The organism is Streptomyces sp. NPDC059866 (genome assembly GCF_042731325.1).
GTDB lineage: Bacteria > Actinomycetota > Actinomycetes > Streptomycetales > Streptomycetaceae > Streptomyces > Streptomyces flavusporus.
Window position 1 is genome coordinate 1 of sequence record NZ_JBHWJT010000089.1, and the last position, 10,220, is coordinate 10,220.

The window sequence follows — 10,220 nt, forward strand, 5'->3', positions numbered from 1 at the left end:
TAGTACGACAACCGCACACACGGTCACTGCTTGCCCGGCGATCACCACAACCAGTGATTCATAGGGCAGTTGTTCGCCTTTCCTGGCTCTGCCGGAGCAGCCGTGCCGGTGCTCCGCGCCTGTCAGAGAAAAGATGCGCCGACGCTCCGCGTCGCGACCATGGGAGGCGATCCCTCCCCGGCGTGAACGCCGGGGCATCCTCGCCAGAATCAGGTGAACCCGGCACGGGGCTCGGGCGTCACAGGAACGGTGCGGTCTCCGGCCCGCACCCCACAGACTCCGCCCTTCCGTCCCCGGGGAAGCCCATGCGCAGGAAGACCACTCCGACCAACGCCGCCCGCACGGTGCAACTGCTAGCCACAGTCGCCCTGTTCATGGCAGGCACCGGCCTCCTCGCGGGCTGCGGAAGTGAACAGTCCGGCGGCTCGGGAAACAAGGTGCGCGCCACCGGGCAGGCTCCCGAGGCCGCGGCCCGCGCCCGCCGGGTGGTCGGCGCCTGGGACGGGTCGAAGGCCGCCGAGGCGTGGCGCGCCGGTTACCACCCGATGGGCGAGGCGGTCGAGTTGCCCGAGGGCGGCTTCCATGACAAGGCCGACGAACGTGCCTACGCGACCCAGAACTTCGTCCTGCGCGGCCGCCTTCCCGCCGCGCCGGAGCGCGACGGACGGGTGACGTGGGAGAGCGGCGGCTCGCTGACCCGGCCCCTGATGGGGGCGCGCGGCGCGTACGAGAGGTTCGCCCACGGCGCCCATGACGGACCGCACCTCACCGTGACCGGGGCGCGGTTGGGCGAGATGACGCTGGCCACCAGCCGCGGCCCGGCGACCGTCCCGGCCTGGCTGTTCACCCTGGAGGGCTACGACACCCCGCTCAGGAGCGTCGCCGTCGGCCCGTCGAAGCTCCCCAGGCCGCCGGTCGGGCCGGCCGCGGGGTCGCCCAGCGACGAACTGTGGGAGCTGCGCAGCCTGGTCGAGGTGGCCGGCGACGGCCGGTCCGTCACCGTGATCGGCAACCACGGCGCCTGCGACGACGGCCCGGTCGTCCATGTGCTGGAGACGGACGGCAGCGTGGTGCTGTCCGGCTCCGTCGCCGGGGGCACGGACGGTCCCTGCACCGCACAACTGCTCGGCAGGGAAGTGACCGTGACACTGGACCGGCCGGTCGGCGATCGCCTCCTGCTGGACGCCGCCACGGGCCGGTCCGTGCCGTACGGGGACCCGCACGGGCCGTCGCCGAGCTGGAGTTGACGAGCGGTCGGCGTCAGTTCCCCGGCTGTGCGCGGGCGATGAGCACGGCCACGTCGTCGTGGTTGTCGGGGTGGTGCAGTGTGCGGACGAGCAGGTCGCAGACCTCCTCCAGGGGGCGGGTCGGGTCGTCGAGGAGGCCGAGCATGGTGGCGAGGCGTTCGTCCAGGGAGTGCCGGCGGGTCTCGACGAGGCCGTCGGTGTAGAGGACGAGTTCGTCGCCGGGGCCGAGGTCGAAGACGGTGGTGGAGAACTCGACGCCGCCCACGCCGAGCGGTGCCCCGGTCGGCAGGTCGAGCAGCTCCGGGCGTGAGCCGACGCGGATGAGGGCGGGCGGCAGATGGCCGGCGTTGGCGATCCGGCACTGGTGCAGCCGGGGGTCGTGGACGGCGTAGAGGCAGGTGGCGATGGAGTGGTCCAGGCCCTCGGTGATCCGGTCGAGGTGTTCCAGCAGCCGTGCCGGATCGAGGTCCAGCGAGGCCAGCGTGTTGGTGGCGGTCCGCAGCCGGCCCATCGTCGCCGCGGCGGTGATGCCGCTGCCCATCACGTCGCCCACGACGAGGGCGGTCTTGCCGCCGTCCAGTGGGATGACGTCGAACCAGTCGCCGCCGACCTCGGTGGTGGCGCCGGCGGGCTGGTAGCGGGAGGCGACCTCGAGGCCGCCGGTGACGGACGGGTGGCTGGGCAGCAGGCTGCGCTGGAGCATCAGGGCGGTGTCGCGGGCGTTCTGGTACCAGCGGGCGTTGTCGATCTGCACGGCCGCGCGGGAGGCCAGCTCACGGGCGAGCAGGAGGTCGTCCTCGCTGAAGGGCAGCGGATTGCCGGTGCGTTTGAGGTCGAGGGCGCCCAGCACCTCGCCGCGCGCGATGAGCGGGACGGCCAGGTACGAGTGGACACCGGCGCGGGCCAGCAGCGTCGCCGCCTCCGGGGAGCGGGCGATGCGCGGCAGGTCCTCGTCCTTGACCTGCGCCACCATGACGGGCCGGCTCGTGCGCACGCACTCCGTGACGAGGCGGTCGGGGCCGTAGCGGGCCACCTGCCCGGGCGGGTCGGCCGCACGCAGGGCGTCCGGTGCGTCGTTCGCCTTGACGGCCAGGGCGCGGATCACCGCCGGCTCGGCGGGGCCGAGGTCGCGGCGGCGGCCGCCCACCACCGCGTCCAGCAGGTCCACGGCCGCGATGTCGGCGAGTTCCGGCACGGCGACGTCGGCGAGTTCCCGGGCGGTGCGGTCCAGGTCCAGGGTGGTGCCGATCCGGGCGGACGCGTCGGCGATGAGCGCCAGGCGCCGTCGGGCGGACTCCGCCTCGAGGCCCGCCCGGTACTTCTCGGTGACGTCCTCGATCGACAGGGCCACGCCCAGCACCGTGCCGAGCGCGTCCTCCAGCCGGTACAGCGACACCGACCAGGCATGGTCCTCGTCCGGGTCGGCCGGGGTGCGGCCGACGGTGGAGTGATCGACGAGCGGCCGGCCGGTCTCCAGGACCCGGCGGGCCGCGGACTCCAGGGTGTCGATCTCGACGAGGGGCATCACCTCACGCATCGTCCGGCCGAGGTGCTCCTCGGCGGGGATGCCGTTGATCCGCTCCAGCGCCGGGTTGACGGTCACGTACCGCAGCCGGGTGTCCAGGACGGCCAGCCCGATCGGCGACTGCGAGATCATCCGCGTCGACAGCGCCACGTCCTGCTCCAGGCTGCGCACGGTCGTCTGGTCGGCGGCGAGCCCCAGGGCGTACACGTGCCCCCGGTCGTCGAGCAGCCGCATGTTGCGGAACTCCACCAGCCGGGTGGTGCCGTCCTTGCGCCGGATGGGGAAGGCCCCGGCCCAGCCCTGGCCGGTGGCCATCACATCGGCGAACAGCTTCTTGACCAGGCCGACGTGCTGCTCGTGGACCAGCACCCGGGCCGCGTACCGGCCGAGTGCCTCCTGCGCCGGGTAACCGAACAGTTCCTCCGCCTGGGGGCTCCACAGCATGATCCGGCCCTCGGTGTCGAGCACCACCGAGGCCACGCCCAGCACGTCGAGCAGGCCGCTGGGCCCCAACGACCCGCGGCCCGGTTCTGTCCCGTCGGCCACGGGAGGCCCGGTTGCACCCATCGCACGCACCGCCTTCGCCATCCTCCCGGCACGCGGTCCCCCGTGCCGACTTGCTCGTTGTACCGCGCTCAACCATCTCTCTTACGCCACGACGGCCCTTCTCCACCATCCCTCAACACGACCGTTGTCGTCCGGCGAAGCGCCAGGGAGCGGTCGCCGAGCCGACAGCTCGCGTTTCTCCATTGGTCTGTACATGACTACCTGATCGGGCCACACTGATGCGCCGAGCGCGCCCCCACCCCCCGATCGAGGAGCCGACCATGCCCCTGCGCACCCGGCAACGTTGTCATGCCGCCCTGACCGGCCTCGCCGCCTTCGCTCTCGCCACCGCCGCCGTCCTGTCCGCCGCCCCGTCCGCCACGGCCGCCGACATCTGGACCGAGGCCGGCTCCGACCGCGCCGATCCGCTGACCGAGAGCCAGGGTCTGACCTCCGTCGAGGTCCCGGCCGGAAGCCCCAACCGCTACACGGGAATCGGCACGATCCCCGCCGGTGTCGGCAGCCGCGGCTGGAACCACGTCGGCGACCCCGACGCCTCCTACGGGGGCTTCTACATCGAGCCGTACCAGCGGGACTCGGGCACCACGAAGATGTTCCGGGTGCAGGCCCCCGGCGGCACCTGGTCGGAGTACGTGCACACGCTCAGTGCCGGGGAGGCGCTGAACAACTCCTGGGTCGCCGTCTCACCGGGCGGACAGTGGATGCTCGCGGGCGAGTGGGGCACCATGAACCGTCTGCTGGTCTTCCCGACCCCGGGCGTCAACCCGGGCACCTCCCCGGCGGCGAACCTCCCGCAGGCCTCCACCGTCCACCTCGACCACGCCGTGCGTGACGTGCAGGGCTGCGACTTCGTGAGCGCCACCCGCCTGCTGTGCTCCTCCGACGACCCGGTCGGCACGCTCTTCGGCATCACCAAGCCGCTGCTCCAGATCGACCTGTCGGCCGAGCCGAACGGCACGGCCGACGTGACCGGCCATGTCACGGCCCTGCGGCAGCTCCCCTTGCGCAGCGGCTGCTCGGGCACGTTCGAGACGGAAGGCATCGACTACGACCGCCGCACCGGCACGCTGCGCGTGATCGTCCTGTCGCCGGGCTTCTGCATCCTGACGGACAGCGTGACGTACCGCTTCACGAAGAGCTGACCCGTCGGACCGAGCGCCGCTCCTCTCGGGGCTGTGCGTCCCGGAATGTGGTGGTTTTCTTGGAGTGCGGCGCGGTGTCGCGGGGGAACTCGCTGCGGTACCGCAGCGCGGCCACGAGAGGAGCGATCACGATGGACAGTGAGCGACTGCACCCGGAGTCCGTCTCGGTGGAGATCAGCGGATGCAGCAAGGAGGACGCCCGGATCGTGTTCGACACGCTGTGCGCGTGCTTCGCCTCGGACCGGTGCTCCGACGACGTGCCGCAGGAGTGGCACCAGACCCGGCCGACGGTGTGGCTGGGCACGTTCGACGTCGCCGAACCGCACGAGGGCGCCCGCCCGGCCGGCCGGCTCACGTCCTCCGTGGAGGCCGATGTGCAGGGTGGCTACTGGGCCATCGACCGCTTCCGCGCCACCCTGAACGACCTGTTCACGGTGCGCGACCTCTGCACGGCCTCCGGCGACCAGGAGCGGGAACTGCACGTACGGCTGGAAAGCAGGTGACCTGGCTCTCCCTTGTTGTGCAACTAGTTGCATAAACCGTGCGCGGTGCTCTACAACTACGGGCACGACACCGCGCACGGAGGGGCCATGAGCCGTTACCCGCATCTGCTGAGCCCGCTCGACCTGGGCTTCACCACCCTGCCCAACCGCGTCCTGATGGGCTCCATGCACGTCGGCCTGGAGGAGGCCGAGCGCGGCTTCGAGCGCATGGCGGAGTTCTACGCCGCCCGGGCGCGCGGGGGAGTGGGCCTGATCGTCACCGGCGGTATCGCACCCAACGAGGACGGACGGCCGTACGAGGGCGGCGCCAAGCTCACCACCGACGCGGAGGCCGAGCAGCATCGGGGCATCACCGAAGCCGTCCACCGCGAGGGCGGCCGGATCGCGATGCAGATCCTGCACTTCGGGCGGTACGCCTACCACCAGAACCTCGTCGCACCCAGCCCCGTACAGGCCCCGATCAGCCCCTTCCCGCCCCGAGAGCTCACCGACGACGACGTCGAGCGGACCATCGACGACTACGCCCGCGCCGCCCGCCTCGCCCGGCAGGCCGGCTACGACGGCGTCGAGATCATGGGCTCCGAGGGCTACCTCATCAACGAGTTCATCGCCGCGCAGACCAACCACCGCACCGACCGCTGGGGCGGCTCGTACGAGAACCGCATGCGCTTCCCCGTCGAGATCGTCCGGCGGGTGCGCGAGGCGGTCGGCGAGGACTTCATCGTCATCTACCGGCTGTCCATGCTGGACCTCGTGCCCGGCGGCTCCACCCTCGACGAGGTGATCACCCTCGCGAAGGCCGTCGAGGCCGCCGGAGCGACCCTCATCAACACCGGCATCGGCTGGCACGAGGCACGGATCCCGACCATCGCCACCTCCGTGCCGCGCGGCGCGTACACCTGGGTCACCAAGCGGCTGATGGGCGAGGTGGCGGTCCCGCTCGTGACCACCAACCGCATCAACACCCCCGAACTCGCCGAGGAGTTGCTCGCCGACGGCTGCGCCGACATGGTGTCGATGGCCCGCCCGATGCTCGCCGACCCCGACTTCGTCGCCAAGGCGGCGGCCGGCCGCCCCGAGGCCATCAACACCTGCATCGGCTGCAACCAGGCCTGCCTCGACCACACCTTCAGCGGGCAGATCACCTCCTGTCTGGTCAACCCGCGCGCCTGCCACGAGACCGAGCTGGTGCTCTCCCCGACCCGGCGGCGCAAGCGCGTCGCCGTCGTCGGCGCAGGCCCCGCAGGCCTCGCCTGTGCCGTCAGCACGGCCGAACGCGGCCACGACGTCACGCTGTACGACGCGGCGAGCGAGATCGGCGGGCAGCTCAACGTCGCCCGCAGGGTCCCCGGCAAGCAGGAGTTCGACGAGACGCTGCGCTACTTCCGCCACCAACTCGACGCGCACGGCGTGGCCGTACGGCTGAACACGCGGGTGACCTCCGACGATCTCGCCGAGTACGAGGAGGTCGTCGTCGCCACCGGCGTCACCCCGCGCACCCCGGACATCCCCGGCGTCGACCACCCGAGCGTCCTCGGCTACCTCGACGTGCTGCGCGACGGCGCCCCCGTCGGCGAGCGCGTCGCGATCCTCGGCGCGGGCGGCATCGGCTTCGACGTCGCCGAGTTCCTCACCGACGGCGGCGACAAGGCGCACGAGGACCCGGCGACGTACTTCCGCCACTGGGGCGTCGACATGACCTATGACGGGCCCGGCGGCCTCGCCGCCCCCGAGCGGCCCGCGCCGCCGCGCACCGTCCACCTGCTCCAGCGCAAGACCACCAAGGTCGGCGCGGGCCTGGGCAAGACCACCGGCTGGATCCACCGCACCGAGCTCAAGCACCGCGGCGTCAGCATGGTCCCGGGCGTGCGCTACGACCGCATCGACGACGCCGGTCTGCACATCACCGTCGGCGACACCAGCACCGTGCTGGAGGTCGACACCATCGTGCTGTGCACCGGCCAGGAGCCGCGGCGGGACCTCTACGAGGAGCTGCTCGCGGCAGGTCGCAGTGTGCACCTCATCGGCGGTGCCGACGTGGCCGCCGAACTGGACGCCAAGCGCGCCATCAAGCAGGGCACCGAGCTGGCGGCCGCGCTGTAGGCCCCGGGGGCGTCCCTAGGATGACCCCCATGTCACTCCCGCACGCGATTCTCACCGCCCTGCTCGAAAAGCCGTCCTCGGGGCTGGAGCTGACCCGCCGGTTCGACAGGTCGATCGGCTACTTCTGGTCGGCGACGCATCAGCAGATCTATCGCGAGCTGGGAAAACTGGAGGCCGAAGGCCTGATCCGGGCCCTGCCGGCCGAGCAGCCGGTCCGCGGGCAGAAGAAGAGCTACGAGGTTCTGCCCGCGGGCCGCGCCGAACTGGCCCGCTGGACCGCCGCCGCGCAGGACCCCAAGCCGCACCGCGACACACTGCTGCTGCGGCTGCGCGCCGCGGCCATGGTCGGCACCGCAGGGCTGGAAGCCGATCTGCGCCGCCATCTCGACCTGCACCGGCAGCAGTTGGCCGAGTACGAGAAGATCGAGCAGCGCGACTTCCCGCCCGGCAAGGACAGCGCCCAGGACCGGCTCCAGCACCTCGTGCTGCGGGCGGGCATCGACCTGGAGACCTTCTGGACACAATGGCTCGAGCACGCCCTGGCGGAGTTCGCCGAACTGCCGGGCCGCGACGCGAAGTGAGCGCGGACGAGCCGCAGAGCCGGTTCAGAGCCGGTACGGCTTCGAGCGGCGGCGCAGGAACCAGGCCGCTGCGATGACACCGGTGCCCACCAGCGCCCCGCCCGCCACCAGGGTGATGGTGCCGTAGTCCCTGGTCGAGCCGCCGACCCCGCCGACCACACCGCGCGACGGCGAGGACGTCGTCGAGATCGTGGGCGTGGAGCCGGAGGAGACGATGACGGACTGGGTGCCTGCGGTGTTGTTGTTCGAGCACATGACGATGACGGTGTACGTACCGGGGCTGACGTTCGACCAGGCCGCGGACTGCAGACCGCTCGAGCCCGACAGCGACACCTGGCGGCCCTCGGCGAAGGTCGCCTGGTTGCTGTTGAGGAGCGAGGCGGTGCCCCAGCTGCCGTTGATCTGGGTGCACGCGCTGGTCGTCACCGAGACCGTCGAGCCGGCCGTGCTCACCGAGATCCCGTTGACCGCGACGGCCGGTCCGGCGGCCAGGGCCAGTGGCAGTGCGGCGGCGGCTGCGGTCAGCCCGGAGCGGAGAAGTGGCTGAGAAGTAGGCATGGGACTGTCCTCCGGCGGCACGGTTGGCGGTACATCCCTTGCGCCGCCTGGGGTCGGGAAACGCCCGTGCTGCCTCAGTGGCAGCCAACGTGGCCCCGGCCCGCCCCGCATGCGGGCATCCCCCGTGCAGGTGACGTAATCCACCATCCGGCTCAGACGGGTGGCTCACGGCCTTGCGGCAGCGCCCGTCGTGACCGTCCGTTCCGCCGAGAAGCCGCCCCAGGTGCCGTCCGGGAGCCTGGCCCGGATCCGCACCCGATGGGTCATCCCGGTCTCCCGGCCCAGGTAGAAGCTGTACGTCGCCCGGTCGCGCGGCGCCGTCCCGCCCCAGACGAGGGAGGTGGCCGGACGGCCGTCGAGGTGGACCTGGTACTCCGTGATCACCCCGTCGGCCTCGGGCGGCACCCAGGACAGGTCGATGTGGTACGCCCCGTCGGCGCGCCGGGTCGTCGCCCGGAACCCGGTGGGCGCAGTGCCGCGCCCGTCGTCCGTGCCCGGCGCGGTGGTGAGCCGGACGACCCGGCTCGCGGACGAGACACGGCCGGCCGCGTCCCGCGCGTGGACGGTGAAGGAGTAGCGGGTGCCGGGTCTGAGCCCGGTCACCACGGTCGCGGTCTGCGCCCCGCTCACGCTGTGGATCTTCGTGGCGCCCTGATGGATGTCGTACGAGGCCACTCCACGATCGTCCGTCGAGGCGGCCCACGACAACTGGACGGCCCGGCTGCCGACGGCCCGTCCCTGTGCCGCGCCGGGCCGCGACGGGGCCGAGCGGTCGACCGGGCCGACGGCGGGTGTGGTGGCCCGGACCCCGCGGCTGGGCGGCCCGAGCCGCCCGTCCGTGTCGCGCGCCCGCACGGTGAAGACGTATGCCGTCGACGGGGTGAGGCGGGTGACGTCGGCCATGTGCGCGGAGCCGGGCACCTCCTTGACCTTGGTGGCGTTCCGGTACACCTCGTAGGCGCTGATGCCGGAGGACACCGCGTTCCACATCACATGGACGCTCGTCGCGCTCCCTGCCGTGGCGGTCACCCCCGTCGGCGCCCCGGGCAGCCTGCCGTCGTCGGCCGCTCCCGTGCCGCCCGCGCCGCAGGAGGAGACCAGCAGCAGCGTGCCGCAGACGAGGGCAGCGGGAACGGGGACGCGTCGCACCTCTGGGCCTCCGCTGACGGAGTGACGGCACTGGTCCGGACCAATATGGCGCGGCTGGTGCGATCACATCAAGAGGGCGGCGGGTGCCGGGCAGGCCGCGCGGTTACGTATGCTGAAGTTTCTCGAGGCTGAACTCTCCCTGAGGATTGGGGAGTTCATGCCGATGGCGCGGACCGCTGTCGTCGCTGATCCCGCGCCGGCGCGGGCGGCCGGGCGGCCGGAGCCGACACCGGCTCGGGCGCCCGGCCCCTGGTGGACAGTTCGGGGCGCGCGCGCCATTTCCGGCCTCTTCGGGTGGCAGTGTGATCGCATCGGCAGCAGATTGGGGCCGAATGTCCCTCAGTGTCCCCCAGCAGAGAGTCTCTTATCGTGCGTGTCCAGCACTTCACGCTCGCCGCGGCAGGCGCCGCCCTGCTCGCCACGACCGTGCCCACCCCCGTCCACCCCGATCCGGACTTCGCCATACGGCACCAGCGGACGACCGTGTCGCACGAAGGCGCCGTGACGGCCGCCGACCTGCTGGCCGAGGTGAGCGACTGCACCCCCGTCTCGAGCGGCCGCTACCGCACCGATCGCGACACCCCGGCCACCGTCCCCGTCTGCGGCACACGCGATGCCGTCTTCTGGAAGGCGGACATGGACATCGACTGCGACGGCCGCCCCGGCATCCACTGCAACAGTGCCACCGACCCGTACTTCCTTCCCAGTACGGCCTTCCAGCAGTCCGACGGACGCTACTTGGACGCCGAGGACCTGCCCTATGTCGTCGTGCCCATGCCGAGCGGCCTCTGGAACTACCGTGACCACGGCGTACGCGGCGGTTCGGTGGTGGGGGTGGTGTTGGG

At 72.0% G+C, this 10,220-nt stretch carries 8 protein-coding genes and 1 pseudogene; 6 read left to right on the forward strand and 3 right to left on the reverse strand.

Going from position 1 to position 10,220, the window contains the following annotated elements:
- The first annotated feature begins 305 nt into the window (after positions 1-305).
- Positions 306-1,247, forward strand: coding sequence for a hypothetical protein (locus ACFV7R_RS46090; protein ID WP_385276528.1), 942 nt, complete (start codon positions 306-308; stop codon positions 1,245-1,247).
- Between the two features lie 13 nt (positions 1,248-1,260).
- Here ACFV7R_RS46090 and ACFV7R_RS46095 read toward each other — a convergent pair whose 3' ends face one another.
- The gene (locus tag ACFV7R_RS46095; protein WP_385276531.1) at positions 1,261-3,339 is read right to left on the reverse strand and encodes a SpoIIE family protein phosphatase; all 2,079 of its coding nucleotides are present in this window, start codon (positions 3,337-3,339) and stop codon (positions 1,261-1,263) included.
- Positions 3,340-3,599: 260 nt separating this feature from the next.
- Here ACFV7R_RS46095 and ACFV7R_RS46100 point away from each other — a divergent pair, with 260 nt between their 5' ends.
- The 4 genes from ACFV7R_RS46100 (at position 3,600) to ACFV7R_RS46115 (ending at position 7,668) form a co-directional block, all read left to right on the forward strand.
- Entirely contained in the window at positions 3,600-4,481 is an 882-nt protein-coding gene (locus ACFV7R_RS46100; protein WP_385276534.1) for a hypothetical protein, read from the forward strand.
- Between the two features lie 131 nt (positions 4,482-4,612).
- On the forward strand, positions 4,613-4,984 hold the full coding sequence (locus ACFV7R_RS46105; protein ID WP_385276537.1) for a hypothetical protein: 372 nt from the start codon (positions 4,613-4,615) through the stop codon (positions 4,982-4,984).
- Positions 4,985-5,071: 87 nt separating this feature from the next.
- Complete coding sequence (locus ACFV7R_RS46110) at positions 5,072-7,087, forward strand: FAD-dependent oxidoreductase (protein WP_385276540.1); 2,016 nt, start codon at positions 5,072-5,074, stop codon at positions 7,085-7,087.
- A 29-nt stretch (positions 7,088-7,116) separates the two neighbouring features.
- Positions 7,117-7,668, forward strand: coding sequence for a PadR family transcriptional regulator (locus ACFV7R_RS46115; RefSeq protein WP_129797670.1), 552 nt, complete (start codon positions 7,117-7,119; stop codon positions 7,666-7,668).
- Between the two features lie 24 nt (positions 7,669-7,692).
- On the opposite strand, the gene ACFV7R_RS46120 is transcribed toward ACFV7R_RS46115, so the two are convergent.
- Both ACFV7R_RS46120 and ACFV7R_RS46125 read right to left on the reverse strand, forming a co-directional pair.
- On the reverse strand, positions 7,693-8,226 hold the full coding sequence (locus ACFV7R_RS46120) for a hypothetical protein (RefSeq protein ID WP_129797671.1): 534 nt from the start codon (positions 8,224-8,226) through the stop codon (positions 7,693-7,695).
- A 165-nt stretch (positions 8,227-8,391) separates the two neighbouring features.
- Positions 8,392-9,375: a fibronectin type III domain-containing protein gene (locus ACFV7R_RS46125; protein ID WP_385276544.1), complete on the reverse strand. Its 984-nt coding sequence runs from the start codon at positions 9,373-9,375 to the stop codon at positions 8,392-8,394.
- 369 nt (positions 9,376-9,744) lie between these two features.
- Between ACFV7R_RS46125 and ACFV7R_RS46130 the strand changes: the two are divergent.
- Positions 9,745-10,220 (forward strand): annotated as a pseudogene (locus tag ACFV7R_RS46130) (hypothetical protein); the annotation flags it as partial.

Coding starts and splice junctions, on each gene's coding strand:
- ACFV7R_RS46090 (WP_385276528.1), top strand. CDS start 306: ATGCGCAGGAAGACCACTCCGACCAACGCCGCCCGCACGGTGCAACTG.
- ACFV7R_RS46095 (WP_385276531.1), bottom strand. CDS start 3,339: ATGGGTGCAACCGGGCCTCCCGTGGCCGACGGGACAGAACCGGGCCGC.
- ACFV7R_RS46100 (WP_385276534.1), top strand. CDS start 3,600: ATGCCCCTGCGCACCCGGCAACGTTGTCATGCCGCCCTGACCGGCCTC.
- ACFV7R_RS46105 (WP_385276537.1), top strand. CDS start 4,613: ATGGACAGTGAGCGACTGCACCCGGAGTCCGTCTCGGTGGAGATCAGC.
- ACFV7R_RS46110 (WP_385276540.1), top strand. CDS start 5,072: ATGAGCCGTTACCCGCATCTGCTGAGCCCGCTCGACCTGGGCTTCACC.
- ACFV7R_RS46115 (WP_129797670.1), top strand. CDS start 7,117: ATGTCACTCCCGCACGCGATTCTCACCGCCCTGCTCGAAAAGCCGTCC.
- ACFV7R_RS46120 (WP_129797671.1), bottom strand. CDS start 8,226: ATGCCTACTTCTCAGCCACTTCTCCGCTCCGGGCTGACCGCAGCCGCC.